This is a genomic window from Streptococcus parasanguinis ATCC 15912 (assembly GCF_000164675.2).
GTDB classification, from domain to species: domain Bacteria; phylum Bacillota; class Bacilli; order Lactobacillales; family Streptococcaceae; genus Streptococcus; species Streptococcus parasanguinis.
In genome coordinates this window covers 1128929-1149873 of the sequence record NC_015678.1, presented here as the reverse complement: position 1 = coordinate 1149873, position 20945 = coordinate 1128929, and the positions used below count along the sequence as shown (strand labels likewise).

General features: G+C 43.1%; 17 protein-coding genes. 14 read left to right on the top strand and 3 right to left on the bottom strand.

The genetic code is table 11. The features are described from left to right. Positions 1 to 24: 24 nt before the first annotated feature. The gene (locus tag HMPREF0833_RS05470) at positions 25 to 540 is read left to right on the top strand and encodes a phosphatase PAP2 family protein (protein WP_041818498.1); all 516 of its coding nucleotides are present in this window, start codon (positions 25 to 27) and stop codon (positions 538 to 540) included. An 83-nt stretch (positions 541 to 623) separates the two neighbouring features. Continuing rightward, entirely contained in the window at positions 624 to 1250 is a 627-nt protein-coding gene (locus HMPREF0833_RS05465; protein WP_013904083.1) for a GNAT family N-acetyltransferase, read from the top strand. A gap of 21 nt (positions 1251 to 1271) precedes the next feature. Here HMPREF0833_RS05465 and queG read toward each other — a convergent pair whose 3' ends face one another. Then, positions 1272 to 2411: a tRNA epoxyqueuosine(34) reductase QueG gene (queG, locus tag HMPREF0833_RS05460; RefSeq protein WP_041818358.1), complete on the bottom strand. Its 1140-nt coding sequence runs from the start codon at positions 2409 to 2411 to the stop codon at positions 1272 to 1274. 114 nt (positions 2412 to 2525) lie between these two features. Here queG and manA point away from each other — a divergent pair, with 114 nt between their 5' ends. The 8 genes from manA to recG all read left to right on the top strand — a co-directional run bounded on the left by manA (position 2526) and on the right by recG (position 14125). After that, complete coding sequence (gene manA / locus HMPREF0833_RS05455; protein WP_041818357.1) at positions 2526 to 3470, top strand: mannose-6-phosphate isomerase, class I; 945 nt, start codon at positions 2526 to 2528, stop codon at positions 3468 to 3470. 128 nt (positions 3471 to 3598) lie between these two features. Continuing rightward, a complete protein-coding gene (locus HMPREF0833_RS05450) occupies positions 3599 to 4339 on the top strand; it encodes a MerR family transcriptional regulator (protein WP_003015140.1) in 741 nt (246 codons plus the stop codon). 370 nt (positions 4340 to 4709) lie between these two features. Beyond that, on the top strand, positions 4710 to 6554 hold the full coding sequence (locus HMPREF0833_RS05445) for an APC family permease (RefSeq protein ID WP_003014500.1): 1845 nt from the start codon (positions 4710 to 4712) through the stop codon (positions 6552 to 6554). Between the two features lie 347 nt (positions 6555 to 6901). Continuing rightward, positions 6902 to 9418, top strand: a complete 2517-nt coding sequence (gene secA, locus HMPREF0833_RS05440; protein WP_013904080.1) for a preprotein translocase subunit SecA — start codon at positions 6902 to 6904, stop codon at positions 9416 to 9418. Positions 9419 to 9469: 51 nt separating this feature from the next. Continuing rightward, positions 9470 to 10498, top strand: coding sequence for a 3-deoxy-7-phosphoheptulonate synthase (locus HMPREF0833_RS05435; RefSeq protein WP_013904079.1), 1029 nt, complete (start codon positions 9470 to 9472; stop codon positions 10496 to 10498). Positions 10499 to 10584: 86 nt separating this feature from the next. Then, the gene (gene acpS, locus HMPREF0833_RS05430) at positions 10585 to 10950 is read left to right on the top strand and encodes a holo-ACP synthase (RefSeq protein ID WP_013904078.1); all 366 of its coding nucleotides are present in this window, start codon (positions 10585 to 10587) and stop codon (positions 10948 to 10950) included. Beyond that, positions 10937 to 12049 (top strand): alanine racemase, encoded by a 1113-nt coding sequence (gene alr, locus HMPREF0833_RS05425; protein WP_013904077.1) that lies wholly within the window; start codon positions 10937 to 10939, stop codon positions 12047 to 12049. Before acpS ends, alr begins: the two co-directional genes overlap by 14 nt. Positions 12050 to 12109: 60 nt before the next feature. Further along, positions 12110 to 14125, top strand: coding sequence for an ATP-dependent DNA helicase RecG (gene recG, locus HMPREF0833_RS05420; RefSeq protein ID WP_013904076.1), 2016 nt, complete (start codon positions 12110 to 12112; stop codon positions 14123 to 14125). A 198-nt stretch (positions 14126 to 14323) separates the two neighbouring features. Here recG and HMPREF0833_RS05415 read toward each other — a convergent pair whose 3' ends face one another. Continuing rightward, a complete protein-coding gene (locus HMPREF0833_RS05415; protein ID WP_003008546.1) occupies positions 14324 to 15286 on the bottom strand; it encodes an asparaginase in 963 nt (320 codons plus the stop codon). A gap of 62 nt (positions 15287 to 15348) precedes the next feature. Here HMPREF0833_RS05415 and HMPREF0833_RS05410 point away from each other — a divergent pair, with 62 nt between their 5' ends. Further along, complete coding sequence (locus tag HMPREF0833_RS05410) at positions 15349 to 16749, top strand: Cof-type HAD-IIB family hydrolase (RefSeq protein ID WP_013904075.1); 1401 nt, start codon at positions 15349 to 15351, stop codon at positions 16747 to 16749. A 750-nt stretch (positions 16750 to 17499) separates the two neighbouring features. On the opposite strand, the gene HMPREF0833_RS05405 is transcribed toward HMPREF0833_RS05410, so the two are convergent. Next, the gene (locus tag HMPREF0833_RS05405) at positions 17500 to 17952 is read right to left on the bottom strand and encodes a universal stress protein (RefSeq protein ID WP_003018301.1); all 453 of its coding nucleotides are present in this window, start codon (positions 17950 to 17952) and stop codon (positions 17500 to 17502) included. Positions 17953 to 18161: 209 nt separating this feature from the next. Between HMPREF0833_RS05405 and HMPREF0833_RS05400 the strand changes: the two genes are divergently transcribed. From HMPREF0833_RS05400 to HMPREF0833_RS05390, 3 genes are all read left to right on the top strand, one after another. Further along, entirely contained in the window at positions 18162 to 19376 is a 1215-nt protein-coding gene (locus tag HMPREF0833_RS05400) for a pyridoxal phosphate-dependent aminotransferase (protein WP_013904074.1), read from the top strand. A gap of 188 nt (positions 19377 to 19564) precedes the next feature. After that, complete coding sequence (gene codY / locus HMPREF0833_RS05395) at positions 19565 to 20353, top strand: GTP-sensing pleiotropic transcriptional regulator CodY (protein WP_013904073.1); 789 nt, start codon at positions 19565 to 19567, stop codon at positions 20351 to 20353. Beyond that, positions 20353 to 20925, top strand: coding sequence for a cysteine hydrolase family protein (locus HMPREF0833_RS05390; RefSeq protein ID WP_013904072.1), 573 nt, complete (start codon positions 20353 to 20355; stop codon positions 20923 to 20925). Before codY ends, HMPREF0833_RS05390 begins: the two co-directional genes overlap by 1 nt. Positions 20926 to 20945 lie beyond the last annotated feature (20 nt).

Genomic DNA, 20945 nt, shown 5'->3' with positions numbered 1-20945 from the left:
ATGATAAAAGACAGGGGGACCAATATGAAAACGAACCTTCGAGATTATCCGAAATTTTATCGTTGGCTAACCCTGCCCTTTTCGAGAGAACCATATCTTGTACAGGTCCTTCAAAGGATGAATCGAATTTTGACGTTTGCCATGCCAGGCATCTACGTCCTGGTCTTTTGTTGGCTGTTTTTAAAGAAAACTTCAATGGGAGGAATCTGGTCTTTCATCTGGATTCCTGCGTCGGGTTTTGTCTTATTTAGCCTCTTTCGTCATTGGGTCAATGTTCCGAGACCTTATGAGAAATGGGACATTCAACCCTTATTAGAAAAAAATTCATCCGGTCATTCCTTTCCTAGCCGACATGTTTTTTCGGCGACCATTATCTCCATGTGTGTCTGTCAGTTGTCTCTTCCGCTAGGAATGTGCTCCATGCTTCTATCTCTTCTATTAGCCCTTGTCCGAGTTCTTGGAGGGGTTCATTATCCCAAGGATGTCCTCGTCGCTTGGGGACTGGGACTCGCCTGGGGAGGACTTTTTTGGCTGGTTTAAATGAACAAATTGCTAAAAAATGACCTTTGTATAATGGCGACTGGTATTGTATACTAGTAAGATAACATAGAAGAGGAGAGGCGATGAAGTACAGAAAAGCAGAAAAAGCAGATCTGGATCAGGTGGTTCGAGTAGCCAGTACAGCCTTTGAGGACTATCTATTTTTAAAAGTCATCAAGGATTTGGTTCGGGATCCCAAGCAATATCCTGCCTTTGTTGAGGCAATGATGCGCATCCTGGTAAAGGTTTTTCTTAAGCACCATATGTGCCTTGTGGCAGAACAAAATGATGAAATTTATGCAGTTGCCTTGTTGCAAAAGGGACCGATTCCTTTTCGGGCCTATCTCTTAAATGGGGGATTCGGTTTGCTCAAGTTTATTTCCTTGAAAAATATGTTGGCCTACTTTAAATTTATGGAGGACACGGATAAGGAATTGGAGCAAAATGTAGACTTTGATTGGTATTTGATGCTTCTCGCAGTCGCCCCTAAACACCAACGGCAGGGCTATGGCAGTCGATTTATGACAGAAGGAATTGAGCCTTTCTTGGAAGAGATCCAAGGAAAAAAACTAGCCTTTTATACCAATACCAAAGGAAATGTCTATTTTTATACAAAAAATGGCTACAAGGAAGTCTATTCAAGTGAGATTTGCTTTAACCAAGTAGAGATGGGTAGTTGGTATTTCTTGAAGGAACTAAAAAAACACTAAGGTTACAATCTTAGTGTTTTTTCATTGTAGCTGTGAATCTGCCTGAATGCCGAATTTTTCAAAGAAAGCTGTTCGTTCTTCTATGATAGCATCGGTCGGATGTTTGATATTCCGTAAGAGCTCAACAAGGTCCGGCGTGACTTCACGTAGCAGTTGCCCTAAAGACCAGATAGCCGTTGCGATATGGATCTGATTTTGCGAGGTCTCGATGATGTTCAGGAGTTTAGGGATGGATGAGCGGTCATTGGCATTGGCCAGTGCGATAATGGCATTGCGTTGGAGGATATTCTTACCTCGCCAGCTTCCAGCAACATGCCCGAATTTTTCCTTAAATTGTCCGTTGGACAGTTCTATAAAGGGAAGCAATTCTGGATGAGCCAGATCTGGATCGATTTCTGTTGCTAAGGGATTATCTAGCCCTTTGTTATAAGGGCAGCTAATCTGACAGATGTCACATCCATAGATGACCGTTTTAATTTTCTTGCGAAATTCTAGGTCCATCATGCCCTTGTCCTGAGTTTGGAAGGACAAACAGCGTTTGGCATTCATAGAGCCATCTCCGATTAAACAGGAGGTTGGGCATGCATCTAAACAACGTCGACAGTCTCCACAACCATAGTCGACAGGCTGATCTGGTTCAATTTCGAGATTGGTAATCAATTCCCCCAGAAACATGTAAGAACCGTATTCTTTTGAAATGACCAAGCCATTTTTTCCGATAAAGCCAATCCCTGCTCGTTGGGCGACAGCCGTATCAACCAGTGCTCCAGTATCGACCATGCCCTTATATTCAAAATCTTGCGTCATTTCTTCAATCCCAGCAGCTAAACGGTTGAGCTTGTCTTGAAGGACATAATGGTAGTCTAATCCCCAGCTGTTGGGAGTGAATTTTCCTCTTTTATAGGCTGTTTTTTGAGGTTGTTGCTTGAGTTTGTGGGGGTAGGCGACAGCGATTGAGATGATGGTCTTGGCGGAGGAGAGACTTAATTTGGGTTGGATGCGCTCTTCAATATTCTTATGCTCGAATCCAGAATTCCGTCCTTCCTCAACGGCCAAGCGGAGCGATTTTTCCAAATAAGCGAAGTCATCAGCAGTTGTAAATCCAATTTTTGAAATCCCAATAGAATGCGCCAGTTGGATAATGTTTTCTTTTAGTGTCATCCCTTTCATTATACACAAAAATAAAGTTTCTGGCGAGAGAGGAAAACAATAGAAAGGGCTTTCAAAAACTTTCTTTTTTTGTATAATAGAAACATGAAATGCGAGGAGGATATTATGGGACAACCATTATTTTTACATTCAGTCATGCAGGAAAAAATTTGGGGAGGAACTCGTCTGAAAGAAGAATTTGGTTACGAAATTCCGAGCGACCATGTCGGTGAATTTTGGGCGATTTCAGCCCATCCACATGGAGTTTCTAAAGTAGCCAATGGTCCATACGAAGGAATGGGATTGGATCAGCTCTATCAAGAGCATCGGGAATTATTCGGTAATCGTAAAGAGCCTGTCTTTCCTTTATTAACAAAGATTTTGGATGCCAACGATTGGCTCAGTGTACAGGTGCACCCAGATGATACCTATGCAATGGAGCATGAAGGAGAACTTGGAAAAACTGAGTGTTGGTACGTGATTGCGGCTGATGAAGGATCTGAGATTATCTATGGACATAATGCCAAGTCAAAAGAAGAACTCCGCCAGCAAATTGAGGATAAGGACTGGGATGCCTTGCTGACAAAAGTTCCTGTCAAGGCTGGAGATTTCTTCTATGTGCCAAGTGGGACCATGCACGCCATTGGATCTGGAATTTTGATTCTTGAAACCCAACAGTCGAGTGACACCACTTACCGGGTTTATGATTTTGACCGCAAGGATGCTCAAGGAAACTTGCGGGAACTTCACTTGGAAAAATCAATTGATGTCTTGAACATTGGAGAGCCTGCCAATAGCCATCCAGATACAGTTGTGATCGATGATCTTCGAATGACCACCTTGGTTGCCAGTGATTTCTTCACTGTTTATAAGTGGGAACTGACTGGAAAAGCTGATTTTGAAAAGACTGCTGATTACAGCTTATTGAGTGTCTTAGCCGGAGAAGGGAAATTGACGGTAGATGGAAAGGATTATCCTATTCAAAAGGGAAGCCACTTTATCTTACCGAGCGATGTTGAATCTTGGACTTTGGAAGGGCAAGGTTTAGAATTGATCGTAAGTCATCCATAAAAAAGAAAGGGTTTGGGTTAAAAGCTGTGAAACAACTCAAGCCTTTTTTATCTGAAAACAATTTTTTATGTTAAGTCTTGACTCTGACCTAAGGGGAGGGATTATACTATCCTTGTAAGGAGGAAATCATGTACCATATCAAAGAAGCTGCAGAGCTGTCAGGTGTCTCTGTCAAGACCTTGCACCACTATGATAAGATAGGACTTCTCGTCCCTGTGAAATCTGAAAATGGTTATCGGACATACAGTCAAGAAGATTTAGAACGATTACAGGTGATTCTCTACTACAAGTATCTAGGATTTTCCTTAGACCAAATAGCAGAACTCTTAGCCGAAGAAAAATCTAACTTATTGCTCCATTTGACCAAACAGTTGGACTATTTGACTCAAAAAAGACAACGTCTGGATACCTTGATTTCTACCTTGCAAAAAACCATTCAAGAACAAAAAGGAGAAAGAAAAATGACCATTGAGGAAAAATTTACTGGATTTAGCTACCAAGATACTCAAAAATACCGGCAAGAGGCGGTAGATAAGTACGGTCAAGAAGTCATGGACCAAGCGCTTGAACGTCAAAAAGGTCGAGAAGAGGAGGCGACAAGAGCCTTTAATCAAGTCTTCCAAGTCTTGGCGAAAAACCTCCAAGCTGGTTTGCCAGTAACAGCATCGGAAAACCAAGAAGAAGCCGCCAAACTTTTAGATGCGATTCGAACGTATGGATTTGACTGCTCTATAGAGGTTTTTGGCCATATCGGCAAAGGCTATGTCTATAATCCAGAATTCAAGGAAAACATCGACAAGTTTGGAGCTGGCACAGCCCAGTACACTTCGGATGTCATTGCCTTTTATGTCGAAAATCAAGCAAAATAAAAAAGTGAGAGTGGGACAGAAATCGGTAATTCGTTAGAATTCGATTTCGTCGTCCCACCTCCGCACAGTTGAGTAGGGCTGTATAAGCTGATGAAATCAGCGTAGTAGAGCCCACTCGACCACTGCGTCTTGCTCGACAATCCAAAAATAATTGAGAGGCTAGGATTTTTGTCCCAGCCTCGTTTTTTGCTTGGATCAATTTGAAAAGAAGCGGACCGATCTAAGAGAGCTTGAATGAACACAATGAAAGCTTTATGAAAATTTCACAATTTTAGTTGACAGTCTTGAAAAAAAGGAGTAGAATAACCCCTGTTTTATGAAAAGAGGCAGGGAATTCCCGGCCTCATGATCTTTTTTCAAGGAGTTTTTTATGTTTTCAACATTGAAAAAATGGTTTATTGGCCGTCCGTTGAAATCTGGTGCAGAAGGTGAAGGCGGATTGCTTGGGAAAATGCAGGCCTTGGCCATGCTCTCTAGTGACGCACTTTCTTCTATTGCCTATGGTCCAGAGCAAGTTATCTTGGTCTTGATGACGGTATCAGCAGGAGCTATTTGGTGGTCCATTCCAATTGGGATTGTGGTCCTGATTCTTCTAGCTAGTTTAACGATTTCTTATCGTCAGGTCATTCATGCCTACCCTCAAGGGGGAGGGGCCTACATGGTGACTACGGAGAATTTGTCTCCCAAAGCGGGATTGATCGCTGGTGGCAGTCTCTTGGTCGACTACATGCTGACAGTAGCGGTATCTGTTTCTTCCGGTGCAGATGCCATCACGTCAGCGATTCCATCTCTTCATCCTTATAATCTTCACATTTCCATTTTGTTGGTCTTGATTTTGATGCTGATGAACCTTCGGGGACTGCGCGAATCGGCCACATCGTTGATGATTCCGGTCTACCTGTTCATTGTCAGTACCATTGCCTTGATTGGCTATGGTGTGATCCAAATTTTGACGGGCCATTTGGCCTATAACGCAACTGCTCATGTGGGTCAAACCATTTCAGGGGTTAGTGTCATTCTCTTATTGAGGGCCTTTACAAGTGGATCAGCTTCCCTAACAGGGGTTGAAGCTATCTCCAATTCGGTTCCTTTCTTTAAGAAACCAAAAGCAAAGAATGCGGCCTCTACTTTGACCATTATGGCTTTGATTTTGGGGATCATGTTTGCAGGGATTACCTTCCTCAATTACTGGGTGGGTGTCGTTCCAGCAAAAGGGGTAACAACTCTAGCCCAAATGGCCCAAGCTATCTTAGGGAATTCCCCAGTCGGAAAAGCCTTCTTTTACGTCTTCCAATTATCAACAGCCTTGATCTTGGCAGTTGCGGCGAATACCGGTTTCTCAGCCTTTCCAATGTTGGCCTTTAACATGGCTAAAAACAAATACATGCCACACATGTATATGGAAAAAGGGGATCGTCTGGGCTATTCCAATGGGATTTTAACCTTGGCGATTGGTGCCATCGTCTTGCTCTTGATCTTTGATGGGCAAACAGAAAGTTTGATTCCGCTTTATACCATTGGGGTCTTCATTCCTTTTGCCCTTTCTCAAACAGGGATGGTGATCCACTGGAAACGCCAATATCAAAAAGGATTTCTTAAGTATTCGCTTGCCAATATCCTGGGGGCAGCCATCTGTTATGGGATTGTCTTGATCCTCTTATTATTCCGTTTGCGTGAGATTTGGCCCTTCTTCCCTATTATTGGTCTCTTGCTTTGGATGTTCTTGAGCATTCGTAATCACTATGATAAAGTTGCGGCCCAATTGCGCTTGGGAGGTCAGATTGAAAAGACAAGTTATGTGGGGAATACCGTGATTGTCCTTGTTGGGAATGTCACTCAGGTAAGTGTGGGAGCTATGAGTTATGCAAATAGCCTAGGAAACGATGTTGTGGCAATGCACGTCTCAACGGAAGAAACCAAGGTCAAAGATGCCGAGGTAGCAGAAGAATTTAAGCATTATTTCCCTCATATTCGCTTTGAAAATGTCATGACGAGTTACCGGGATATTATCCAACCAACAGTTGAATTTGTCTCAAAAGTAGCTGAGGAGGCCAAGGAAAAAGGCAACACCGTCACAGTCTTAGTCCCTCAATTCATTCCTAAAAAACATTGGCAAAATATTCTCCACAACCAAATGAGTTTGAAATTGAAGTACGCTCTTCGTTGGCATGAAGAAGTAGTTGTGGCAAGTTATTCTTACCATTTGTCTGAATAACCATCGCATAAAGAAAAGATATCTGTTTGAGAGGCAATTCGGATTAAAAATAAAGCTGTCTAAAAAACTTTCCGCTGTTAGAAAAGTTTTAGTATATTCTTGATTCATTTTAAATATTAGAACTCATTATGATTTCAATACAGAATCACTTAACTTATTCTACTTAAAAATAGTTTTTTCTATGTTATAAGATGTCTGCTTTGGCAGGCATTTTTTGAATGATCTGAGAGGAATAGTATCCATTCAAAAGTCCTGTAAGACATAGTCTTAATCTTGAAAAAATATTAGAAAAATGCTAAAATTAAAAGAACATTTTAGATTTTGGAAGTTTCAAAGTAAGGAAAAAAATGGCAAATTTATTAAAAACAATTATTGAAAATGATCGAGGCGAAATCAAACGCCTTGAAAAAATGGCTGACAAGGTCTTTTCTTATGAAGAGCAAATGGCAGCTTTGACAGATGATGAATTAAAAGCGAAAACAGTTGAGTTTAAGCAACGCTACCAAGATGGTGAGTCTTTAGATGATCTCTTGTACGAGGCTTTTGCAGTTGTTCGTGAAGGGGCAAAACGGGTCCTTGGTTTGTTCCCATACAAGGTTCAGGTCATGGGGGGAATCGTCCTTCACCATGGTGACGTTCCAGAGATGCGTACAGGGGAAGGAAAAACCCTGACAGCAACCATGCCGGTATACTTGAATGCCTTGTCTGGCAAAGGGGTGCACGTTGTTACTGTCAATGAATATTTGACAGAGCGGGATGCAACAGAGATGGGAGAACTTTACTCATGGCTAGGCCTTTCAGTAGGGATCAACCTTGCAGCGAAATCTCCAGCTGAGAAAAAAGAAGCTTACCTCTGTGATATCACTTACTCAACCAACTCAGAGATCGGGTTTGACTACTTGCGTGACAACATGGTTGTTCGTGCAGAAAACATGGTTCAACGTCCATTGAACTATGCCTTGGTTGATGAGGTAGACTCGATCTTGATTGACGAAGCTCGTACACCGTTGATCGTTTCTGGTCAGACAGCTTCTGATACGAGCCAGCTCTATCACATGACAGATGCTTATGTGAAGACTTTGACAGAGGATGATTACATTATCGATGTCCCATCTAAAACCATCGGTTTGTCTGATTCAGGAATCGATAAGGCGGAAAGCTACTTTAATCTTGAAAACTTGTATGATATTGAAAACGTAGCTTTGACTCACTTTATCGACAACGCCCTTCGCGCAAACTACATCATGATCTTGGATATCGACTATGTGGTTAGCGAAGATCAAGAAATCTTGATCGTCGACCAATTTACTGGTCGGACCATGGAAGGTCGCCGTTATTCTGATGGTCTTCACCAAGCGATCGAAGCTAAAGAAGGTGTTCCAGTTCAAGAAGAAACCAAAACATCTGCATCCATTACTTACCAAAACCTCTTCCGTATGTACAAGAAGTTATCAGGGATGACAGGGACAGGGAAAACTGAAGAAGAAGAATTCCGTGAAATTTATAACATTCGCGTGATTCCAATTCCAACCAACCGTCCGATTGCCCGTATTGACCATCCAGACCTTCTCTACCCAAGCTTGAAATCAAAATTCAAGGCTGTTGTGGAAGATGTCAAGTCTCGTCATGAAAAAGGTCAACCAGTCCTAGTAGGTACCGTTGCCGTTGAAACCAGTGATTACCTTTCTCAATTGTTGGTTCAAGCAGGTGTCCCTCACGAAGTTTTGAATGCGAAAAACCACTACAAAGAAGCGCAAATCATCATGAACGCTGGTCAACGTGGTGCTGTTACCATTGCGACCAACATGGCCGGGCGTGGTACCGATATCAAGCTTGGTGAAGGGGTTCGCGAACTCGGTGGTCTTTGTGTCATCGGGACAGAACGTCACGAAAGCCGTCGGATCGATAACCAGCTTCGTGGACGTTCAGGACGTCAAGGGGATCCAGGTGAATCTCAATTCTACTTGTCTCTTGAAGATGAATTGATGCGTCGTTTCGGTTCTGAACGGATCAAAGCAGTGCTTGATCGTTTCAAGTTGAGCGAAGAAGAATCGGTGATTCGTTCAAACATGTTCACCCGTCAGGTAGAGGGTGCTCAAAAACGGGTTGAAGGAAACAACTACGATACCCGTAAACAAGTCCTTCAATACGATGACGTGATGCGGGAACAACGGGAAATTATCTACGCTGAACGCTATGATGTCATCACAGCTAACCGTGACTTGGCACCTGAAATCAAGGCCATGATCAAACGGACCATCAAACGAATTGTTGAAGGAGCTAGCCATTCAAGCAAGGAAGAACGTATTGAAGCGATTCTGAACTTTGCCAAATACAATTTGGTTCCTGAAGATACCATTTCTGAAAGTGATATTGAAGGAAAATCTGACAAGGAAGTCATTGATTACTTGTATGCACGTGCAGAAGAAATCTATGCTAGTCAAGTAGCGAAATTGCGTGACGAAGAGTCTGTGCAAGAATTCCAAAAAGTCTTGATCCTTCGTGTGGTGGACAGCAAGTGGACTGACCATATTGATGCCTTAGATCAATTGCGAAATGCCGTTGGACTCCGTGGATATGCGCAAAATAACCCAGTGGTAGAATACCAATCGGAAAGTTTCCGTATGTTTAACGATATGATCGGATCGATTGAATTTGATGTGACTCGTCTCATGATGAAAGCCCAAATTCACGAGCAAGAACGTCCACGTACGGAACACAGTATTTCAACAACTGCGACTCGCAATATTGCAGCGCAACAAGATATTCCGTCAGGCATTGATTTGTCACAAGTGAAACGTAACGATTTGTGTCCATGTGGTTCAGGTAAGAAATTTAAAAACTGTCACGGACGTAAATTTTGATTTTTTCTCAATGAGAAGAGAGATGAAGGTATAGAAACAAAAGGAGGCTGTATGGTATTCATTACAAAGAGTAATAAGATTGATGAGCAAGAGATCACTTCGCTTTACCGCTTGGAAGGTCCAGCCTTGGAGCGCAAAGAAGCGCGTGATCGAGAGTTGGAAGCTATTATCAAAGGAGAAGACCAACGGATCCTTCTTGTGATTGGACCTTGCTCTTCTGATAATGAAGAAGCTGTGATGGACTATGCCCGTCGCTTGGCAGACTTGCAAGAGCAAGTCAAAGATCAGATTTTCATTGTGATGCGGGTCTATACGGCTAAACCTCGGACCAATGGGGATGGCTATAAAGGCTTGATGCACCAACCAGATACACATGCAGCACCAAGCTTTGTGGATGGTTTGAAGGCAGTCCGACATCTCCACTATCGTGTGATTACAGGAACTGGTTTGACAACTGCGGATGAGTTGCTTTATCCAGCAAGTCTTCCTTATGTTGAAGATTTGATTTCCTATCATGCCATTGGAGCGCGTTCGGTTGAAGATCAGGAGCACCGCTTTGTATCTAGTGGGATCTCTGCTCCGACAGGTATGAAGAATCCAACTTCTGGAAATCTTTCTGTTATGTTCAATGCGATTTATGCGGCTCAACACCCCCAAAACTTTTTGTTCAATGCCCAAGCAGTGGAAACATCAGGAAATCCTTTAGCCCATGCGATCCTTCGTGGAGGCTTGGATGCAAGTGGTAAGAATATTCCTAATTACCATTATGAAGATTTGCTAGCGGCAGCAAAACGCTATAGCGAAATGGGCTTGCAACATCCTTTCATTCTGGTGGATACCAACCATGACAATTCTGGCAAACAATTCGAAGAGCAAGTACGCATCGTGAGAGAAACCATGATGAACCGTGCTTGGAACAAGGATTTGGCAACTTTAGTTCGTGGTTTCATGATTGAATCCTATCTAGAAGATGGCCGTCAAAATGAGCCAGTGGTTTATGGTCAATCCATCACAGACCCTTGCCTAGGTTGGGAAAAAACACAGGCTTTGGTCAAAGAAATTGCAACGATGAATAAGTAAAAGGCAGGGGCGGAAGGAGTGATTCTTTAGCCCCTTCTCTTTTGTCAGTAAAACGATACTGAAACAATAAATAAGGATAAAACAAGATGATCAAAGGACATGGCATCGATATCGAATCGATCGCTGCGATTGAAAAAGCCTATCAGAAGAATACTCGATTCGCTGAAAAGGTCTTAACCGAGGCTGAGCGAGAGCGCTTTGAGGAATTGTCTGGGAAACGGAAAATGGAATATTTAACGGGCCGATGGTCCGCCAAAGAAGCCTTTTCGAAGGCAATGGGAACAGGGATTGGACCGGTTGGTTTTCAAGATTTAGAAATTTTAAATGATGCCCACGGAGCCCCCTATTTTTCCAAGTCTCCTTTTTCTGGGAAGGTATGGATTTCGATCAGTCACAAGGGAGACCTAGTGTCGACCAGTGTCATTTTGGAGGAAAAAAATGAAAGCAAGTAAACATAGACCAACTGTTGCAAGAGTCGATTTGGATGCCATTGCCTTTAATGTGCAACAAGTCAGTGAGCATATTCCGAGTCAAGCTTTGAAATATGCAGTCGTCAAGGCCAACGCCTATGGTCATGGGGTCGTTGCAGTAACCCAAAAATTGGCGCCTCAGGTAGATGGTTTTTGTGTTTCCAATATGGATGAAGCCCTCGAAATCCGTGAAGAAGGCTTGCAACACCCTATTTTGATTTTGGGAGTTGTGCCAAGTGAAACAGTGAATCTAGCCAAAGAGCATGACATCCGCTTAACGGTGGCCAGTCTTGCTTGGTTGGACCAATTGCTTGGAGAAGAAGCAGATCTTTCAGGATTGAAGGTCCATATCAAGGTGGATTCAGGAATGGGGCGGATCGGATTCCGAACTATCGAAGACATCAAAGTGGCTGAACGCCTCCTCTTGGCAGCTGGAGCTGAAATTGAAGGAATCTTTACTCATTTTGCGACAGCAGATGAAGCAGATGATCGAAAATTCCAAGCGCAATACCACTTTTTCAAAGAAGTATTGGCTGCTCTTGAAACCCTTCCTCCTATTGTCCATGCTAGTAATTCTGCTACCTCTTTGTGGCATGCGGATACGATTTTCACAGCTGTGCGCTTGGGAGATGTCATGTATGGTTTGAATCCGAGTGGTTCTGTGCTAGCCTTGCCTTATGAAATCAAGCCAGCTTTGAGTTTGGTGAGCGAATTAGTTCATGTGAAACAGTTAGAAGCTGGTCAAGATATTGGCTACGGGGCAACCTATACGACGGAAGAATCCCAATGGATCGGGACGATTCCTATCGGCTATGCGGATGGCTGGATCCGAGAGATGCAAAATTTCCATGTACTGATTAAGGGTGATTATTGTCCCATTGTTGGTCGCGTTTCGATGGACCAGGTAACGGTTCGCCTTCCCGAAGAATTGCCTCTGGGGACCAAGGTTACCCTGATTGGACGCGAGGGCGAGAAAGAAATCACGGCAACAGAGGTTGCAGATTACCGTGGTACTATTAATTATGAAGTGGTCTGTCTCTTGAGTGATCGGATTCCTCGTGACTATACAGGTGAAGAATAAGAAGAAGCAGGTGGGATTTTCCCGGATGGACCTGCTTTTTTATAAAAGAAAGGAGGAGAAATGAATCTACACCAACCCTTATCGGTACTGCCTGGAGTCGGTCCAAAATCGGCGGAAAAATTTAAAAAGTTAGGGATTGAAACCTTAGAAGATCTGCTCTTGTATTTCCCCTTTCGCTATGAAGACTTCAAAACGCGCAATGTTTTAGAGTTGGAAGATGGGGAAAAAGCCGTCATCTCTGGGGTGGTAGCAACACCAGCCAATGTCCAATATTATGGCTACAAACGAAATCGCTTGCGTTTTTCGATCAAACAGGGAGACCAGGTCATTGCGGTTAATTTTTTCAACCAACCCTATCTAGCAGACAAAATTGAGGTTCAGCAGACAGTGGCGATTTTTGGGAAATGGGACAAGGCCAAGGGGAGTTTGACAGGGATGAAACTCCTGGCTCAAGTGGAAGATGATTTGCAGCCGGTCTATCGAGTGACACAAGGAGTCAGCCAAAACAGCCTGGTGAAATTGATCAAAATAGCATTCGACCAGGGCTTGGACCAGCTTTTAGAAGAGAATGTACCCCAAATCTTACGAGATCGTTATCAACTCATGTCTCGTTCCCAAGCAGTGCAAGCTATGCATTTTCCTAAGGATCTGGCAGAGTACAAGCAAGCTCTTCGCCGGGTAAAATTTGAAGAGCTCCTCTTTTTCCAGCTGCAACTCCAAGTGCTAAAAGAAGAAAACCACGATGCCAGCCAAGGGATTTCCTTGGCCTGTGATCCAGAAAAATTAGCAGAACGAAAAAAACAGCTTCCTTTTGAGCTAACGCAAGCTCAAGAAAACAGCTTGAATGAAATCTTGACAGATATGGCTTCTCCTTATCATATGAACCGCTTGCTTCAAGGGGATGTAGGAAGCGGGAAGACAGTCGTGGCCGGTCTTGCTATGTATGCAGCCTTAAGCGCTGGGAAGCAAGCAGCCTTGATGGTTCCAACGGAGATTTTGGCAGAGCAGCACAAGGAAAGCTTGCAAAATCTTTTTCCAGATTTGCCAATTGCCCTTCTAACAGGAGGGTTAAAGGTGGCTGAGAAACGAGAAGTCTTAGAAGAGATCGCATCAGGAACAGTTCAACTGATTGTGGGAACACATGCCTTGATTCAAGAGGGAGTTCACTACCAAGATCTTGGCTTGGTCATTATTGATGAGCAGCACCGTTTTGGGGTTTCCCAGCGCCGTATTCTTCGAGAAAAAGGACAAAATCCAGACGTTCTGATGATGACGGCGACCCCCATCCCTCGGACCTTGGCTATTACAGCCTTTGGAGATATGGATGTGTCCATTATTGATCAGATGCCTGCGGGACGCAAAGAAATCATCACACGTTGGGTCAAGCATGAGCAGTTAGAAGTGGTTCTCGATTGGTTAGTCAAAGAACTTGGCAAAGGTTCTCAAGCTTACTTTATTTCCCCATTGATTGAGGAGTCAGAGGCGCTAGATTTGAAAAACGCCCTTGCTCTCCAAGAAGAGCTAGAGGCCTTCTTTGGTCAGCGAGCACGCATTTCTCTTCTTCACGGGAAGATGAAAAGTGAAGAAAAAGATGCCATCATGCAGGCCTTTAAAGAGCACCAAGTCGATGTTTTGGTGTCTACGACCGTTATTGAAGTAGGAGTCAACGTACCCAATGCAACCGTTATGGTCATTATGGATGCAGATCGGTTTGGTCTTAGTCAGCTTCACCAGCTACGAGGCCGGGTTGGGCGGGGAAACAAGCAATCCTATGCTATTCTAGTAGCCAACCCTAAGACAGATAGTGGCAAGCAGCGCATGAAAATCATGACAGAGACAACCAATGGGTTTGTGCTGGCGGAAGAAGATTTGAAAATGAGAGGCTCAGGTGAAATCTTTGGAACCCGTCAATCTGGGATTCCAGAATTTCAAGTGGCGGATTTGGTAGAAGATTATCCCATTCTGGAAGAAGCAAGGAAAGTTGCCAGCCAGATCGTAGCCACGCCAGATTGGCGCGAACACCCCGATTGGCATTTGCTCTCGCTTTATTTAGAAAAGAAAGAACATTTAGACTAAAATATAAAAAAGGAGTAGAGAGGAAATTCTTTGGATTCCAGTCTACTCCCTTTAAGATTGTATTTTACGGGCTTTGTATCTTATTAACTGAACACGGGCTGCGGATTGTGTCAAAAAGATGAATCCTCCTAGAATCTTTTGGATTCTTCGTCGTATTCTCTATTTTGACTGTATCCGCTATGCCCTTTGTATCTTATTTTACCCTTCGATATAGTCTTTGAGTTCTTGTCCTTTCAGGCCAGCATTGAGGGCGATGAGAAGTTTGATGCGAGCTTTGGGGGCATTTAATTCTTTGATGAAAAAGACACCTGCTTGATGGAGTTGGACGCCTCCTCCTTCATATGCGTAGACGGGTTCAGCGATCCCGTTGAAGCAGCGTGATACTAAAGCGATTGGAAGTCCTGCATCCATGAATTCTTGGAGTTTATGTGCCGTTTCTTTAGGGATGTTTCCTGCTCCAAAGGCTTCGATAATGAGGCCATCGAGCTTTGAAAGATCCAGCATGTCCAGTAGATCGGTTTTCATCCCTGCATAGGTAGCAATGATCGGAACGAACCCATCGATGGTATTGAGATCAAAGCGCACCCTTGGCTCGGCTGTTTTAAAGAAGAGGATTTCCTTTTTCATGACCAAACCTAGTGGACCGTGGGTTGGTGTCTGGAAGGTGCTGACATTGGTGGTATGGGTTTTGGTGACGTACTTAGCCGCATGAATTTCATCGTTCATGACGACTAAGACGCCTTTATCGCGTGCTTTTGGATCGGCAGCCACTCGAAGGGCTGTCAGAAAATTATAGACGCCATCGCTTCCGAGCTCGTTGGAGCTTCGCATAGCTCCTGTAATGACCACAGCGATCTCTGGTAACTCCATGGTATCCAAGAAATAAGCCGTTTCTTCCAGCGTATCTGTCCCGTGGGTGATAACGATGCCGTCGTAGTTGTGAGCTTCCTCTTTGATTTTTTGATATAGGGCTAACATGTGACGAGGGGTCATTTGAGGGCTGGGAAGGTTGAAGAAGTCCTCTGAGGTGACTGCAATTCCTTCAATTGGTGAAGTGACTTGGGTCATGGGATTGACTTCATTGGTAATCACTGCTCCAGAGTCATCTGCTGCCATCGAAATGGTCCCTCCAGTATGTAGTGCTAAAATTTTCTTAAACATGTGAAGCTCCTTGGAATATGTGATATAATTTATTTTATCATAAAAAGAAAGAAACAGTAGACATGGAAATAAAAGCAGTCTTTTTTGATATCGATGGAACCTTGGTTAATGATAGTCGAGCAGTCCTAAAATCAACAGAAAAAGCCATTCAGTCTTTAAAGGAAGAAGGGATCTATGTAGGCCTTGCGACAGGGCGGGGACCGGCCTTTGTCAAACCGTTTATGGAACGCTATGGTTTTGATTTCGCAGTGACCTATAATGGTCAGTATATTTTGACCAAGGACCGCGTGTTGTTTACCAGCCCAATCGATAAAAAGAGTCTGCACCAACTAATTGACTATGCTCGAGAACACCGTAAGGAAATTGCTCTCGGTAGCAAGGATGGGGTATTTGGTTCTCGGATTATGAGTTTTGGGATGAGTCCTATTTCAACCTGGTCTAGTCGCTTTGTACCCCGCAAAATGGCTCGTACAGTCAGTCGTGGATTTAACAAAGTGGTCAGCAAGGTCGTCCCACAAGATCAGGACACCCTCTTTGCACTCGCGCAAGAACCGATCTACCAAGTGTTGATCTTATCGAGTCCAGAAGAGACTGCAAAAATTGAAAAAGAGTTTCCACATCTGAAATTCACACGTTCCAGTCCTTTTGCGGCAGATGTCCTCAACCCGGGGATTTCCAAGTTAGAAGGGATTCGCATCGTTGGTCAGGAATTTGGCTTTGACATTGATGAGGTGATGGCTTTTGGAGATTCTGATAATGACTTAGAGATGCTTTCAGGTGTTGGCTTGTCCATTGCGATGGGAAATGGAACGACCAGTGTCAAGGCGATTGCCAAGCATACAACGACTAGTAATGGCAAGGATGGCATCCAAAAGGCCCTGCAACACTTTGGTATTCTCTCAGAGAAAGAACTCTTTCTTTCTAAGGATGATCACTTCAATAAGGTCAAAACCTTCCATGGCGTGATGGATGGAGAAACTCAAGAAAAACCTGTTGTCTGGCAGCCTCAAGAAGCCCTTTATCGAACCATGTTCAAGCAAGAGGAGTTGGTAGAATTTGTCCGAGCAGCTAGCCGTAATGAGGAAGAATTTGACCGCTCGGTAGCAGCTCTTCACGAAGCTTTGGATAAGGCTGCAGATAAGGTTCGTAGCAAACATCCAGCTGAGATCTCCATGGTAGGGCAGGTTGATGCCTTGATTGATACCCTCTATCTGACTTATGGTAGCTTTGTTCTAATGGGGGTCGATCCTGAAGAGGTCTTTGAGATTGTTCACCGGGCCAATATGGGCAAGATTTTCCCAGATGGAAAGGCGCACTTTGATCCAGTAACCCACAAAATTCTGAAGCCAGATGATTGGGAAGAAAAATACGCTCCAGAACCAGCCATCAAAAAAGAACTTGATCGCCAGCTGAAGGCCTACGAAAAACATGCAAAACAAAAAGAAGCAAAGAAAGACAACTAAAAAGAGAGTAGGACAGAAATCGGTAATTCGTTAGAATTCGATTTCGTCGTCCCACCTCCGCACAGTTGAGTAGGGCTGTAAAAGCTGATGAAATCAGCGTAGTAGAGCCCACTCAACCACTGCGTCTTGCTCGACAATCCAAAAATAATTGAGAGGCTAGGACTTTTGTCCCAGCCTCTTCAGATTGAAGATAAAGTCTTCTGAAAAACTTTCATTAGGTGAGTACGGACGTTAGGTGAAATGATCCAGTGGATGATTTCAGCAATCCAGGAAGTTCCATGACTTATTAAGATACATACAAAGGGCGTTCGCGGATAAAGTCAAAATAGGGAGTAGGACAGAAGCACTGTTGTATGGGATTGCTTCGTTGTCCTGCCCCCACAAGGCTGATTAGGATTCTTCCTCCGGGCTAAAAGGCGGGAGAAGAATTCAATCAGCTACTGTGTCTTGGATTTAGTACTAATGTATTTTACGCTTTTGACACAATCCGCAGCCCGTGTTCAATTCGTTTTGAACCCCTTCGCTTTTCAATTTCTGGGCTCAGGCTAAAACAGTTCCCGGAACTGTTTTACTCTCAAAATTCCCGAGTGCTAGAAACAATAGTGTTTCTAGCACTTTTCTCACGGCGGAAAGTATTTAATCTTCAAAAAATAAAAGTCATTTTTTGAAAATCATCTAGCTGTTTTATGTAAAACAATAGTTTGTCTACATTCAAAAAGTTTGGAACCTTTGTTCCAAACTTTTTGTTGCTTACATGGTTTTATCCTTATCACGTACCACTAGTAAGTCTACTTTGGCGTGGCGAAGGATATATTCTGAGGAAGATCCGACCATTAACCGTTCGAATGCATTGAGTCCGGTAGCTCCGACCATAATAAGGTCAACCCCTTCTTTACTTGGGATATCATTGGCCAAGAGGACTTTTGGATTTCCCATTTCTACAACAGTCACAACATTTTGAACGCCGACTTTTTCAGCACGTTCCTTGTAGCCTTTGAGCAATTCATTGGCTTCTTCTTGCAATTCTTCGTAGACCTCAGCATCAAAAGTTGAGACGCTTTGAAGGGCACGGGTATCGATGACGTGGACAATAGTCAATTTAGAGCCGTTGCGAAGAGAAACATTAACCCCTTTTTCAAAGGCTAATTCTGCTTCATGGGAACCGTCGACAGCGACCATAATGTTTTCGTATTTTTGAGACATAATCCTACCTCCTTATAGCTTGAAAACATGGATAGAATAGAAGGTAACTCTATTCCTTATACACTTATATTTTATCCCTTTTAGGCTAGAATGTAAAGGTAAAGTCTCGCTTTTTCTAGTATATTTTTGCAGGATTTTTAAAGTCCTCGGTTTGTACTCTATTTGAACTAGTGGTATAATAGAGATAATTTCGTGAATCGAGGCAGAAAATGAAGGAATATAATAAATCAAGCAAACTCGAACATGTCGCTTACGATATTCGTGGTCCAGTCTTGGAAGAAGCGATGCGCATGCGAGCAAATGGAGAAAAGATTCTTCGTTTGAATACAGGAAATCCTGCTGAATTTGGCTTTACAGCTCCAGATGAAGTCATCCATGATCTGATCATGAATGCGCGTGATAGTGAAGGTTATTCGGATTCAAAAGGGATCTTTTCAGCCCGTAAGGCCATCATGCAGTATTGTCAATTGAAGAAAATTCCAAATGTCGATATCAATGATATTTACCTTGGAAATGGGGTGAGTGAGCTGATCGTCATGTCCATGCAAGGGCTTTTGGACAATGGGGATGAAGTATTGGTACCGATGCCAGACTATCCTCTTTGGACGGCGGCAGTCAGCCTAGCTGGTGGGAACGCGGTTCACTATCTTTGTGACGAAGAAGCAAACTGGTATCCAGATATCGAGGATATCAAGTCGAAAATTACCTCGAATACCAAGGCTATCGTTGTCATCAACCCGAATAACCCAACAGGTGCCCTCTATCCAGATGAGATCCTGCTTGAGATTGTAGAGATCGCTCGTCAAAATAACTTGATCATCTTTGCGGATGAAATTTACGATCGTTTGGTCATGGATGGTGAAAAACATACGGCTATCGCAAGTTTAGCGCCTGATCTCTTCTGTGTGAGTATGAATGGCTTGTCAAAATCTCACCGGATTGCCGGTTTCCGTGTTGGTTGGATGGTTCTATCCGGACCAAAACATCATGTGAAGGGCTATATCGAAGGTTTGAACATGTTGTCCAATATGCGTCTTTGTTCAAATGTCTTGGCTCAACAAGTTGTGCAAACCTCTCTTGGAGGCTATCAATCCGTGGATGAACTCTTGCTTCCAGGTGGTCGAATCTACGAACAACGCAACTTTATTTACAAAGCTATCAATGATATTCCAGGCCTCTCAGCTGTTAAGCCCAAAGCTGGTCTCTATATCTTCCCTAAGATTGATCGGGACATGTATCGCGTGGATGATGATGAACAATTTGTTTTAGAGTTCTTGAAACAAGAAAAAATTCTCTTGGTTCATGGCCGTGGCTTTAATTGGAAGGACCCAGATCACTTCCGGATCGTTTACCTCCCACGTGTGGATGAATTGGCTCAAATTCAAGAAAAAATGACTCGTTTCTTGAAACAATACAAACGCTAATTATCATGAAGGATTGAAGATGAAGGTCTTCAATCTTTTTTTGATTCATTCTATAAATTCCATGCCATCGAATCGACATTTTTCTGAATTGCGCATAATTGTAGGAAAAATAAATAATTTTCAGATAATTTGATTGAAATTCCCACACTTATATGATATACTTTAGCTGACTATATGCGAGGTTTATTATGGCAAACTTATTAGAAAAGACACGTAAAATTACATCCATCTTGAAACGGACTGATGAGCAGTTGCAAGTCGAGATGCCTTACAATGATATTGCCCAACAATTGGCGGATATTATCAATTGTAATGCTTGTATTATTAATAGCAAGGGAACCCTTCTTGGTTATTTCATGCGTTACAAGACTAACAATGACCGAGTAGAAGCTTTCTTTCAAAATAAAAAATTACCAGAAGATTATGCCAAGGCAGCAAGCTTAGTTTATGATACAGAAGCAAACCTTCCCATCGAGCATGATTTGACAGTCTTTCCAGTAGAGACCAAGTCTGAATTTCCTGAAGGCTTGACGACAATTGCGCCCATTCATGTTTCTGGGATTCGTTTGGGGTCTTTGATCATTTGGCGGAATGATAAAGAGTTTGACGACGATGATTTGATCTTGGTTGAGATTGCTAGTACCGTGGTAGGAATTCAAATGTTGAACTACCAACGCGAGGAAGATGAGAAGAATATTCGTCGCCGGACAGCAGTGAATATGGCCGTCAATACCTTATCTTACTCTGAATTGCGGGCCGTATCTGCTATCCTTAGTGAATTGAAAGGAAACGAGGGGCAGTTGACCGCTTCTATCATCGCGGATCGTATTGGGATTACCCGCTCTGTGATTGTCAATGCACTTCGGAAATTGGAGTCAGCTGGCATTATTGAAAGCCGTTCTCTTGGAATGAAGGGAACCTATCTCAAAGTGTTGATTCCAGATATCTTTGAAGAAATTAAGAAAAGAGATTACTAATGACCAAAGCCTTGATTTCAATTGACTACACTGTCGATTTCGTAGCAGATGATGGTAAGCTTACGGCAGGTGCTCCTGCACAAGCCATTTCCGAGACCATTGCTCAGGTGACCCAATTGGCCTTTGACCAAGGAGCCTATATCTTTTTTGCCATTGATGCGCATGATGTAGAGGATCCTTTTCATCCTGAAAGCAAGCTCTTCCCACCTCATAATATCATTGGGACCAGCGGACGTGATTTGTACGGCCCTTTGGCAGATTTTTATCGGGAGCACAAAGCGGATCCACGCGTCTTTTGGATGGACAAACGTCATTATTCTGCTTTTTCAGGAACGGACCTAGATATCCGCCTTCGAGAACGTCATGTAGATACCGTTATTTTGACAGGTGTCTTGACTGATATCTGTGTCCTCCATACAGCGGTTGATGCCTACAACCTCGGCTATCAGATCGAAGTCGTGGAACCTGCAGTGGCGTCGCTCACTCATGAAAATCATCAGTTTGCCTTGAATCATTTCAAGCATGTCTTAGGGGCAAGCTTGGTAGATAAAACTTTAAGTGAAAATAAATAAAGAGTATGGAATTAGTTGAG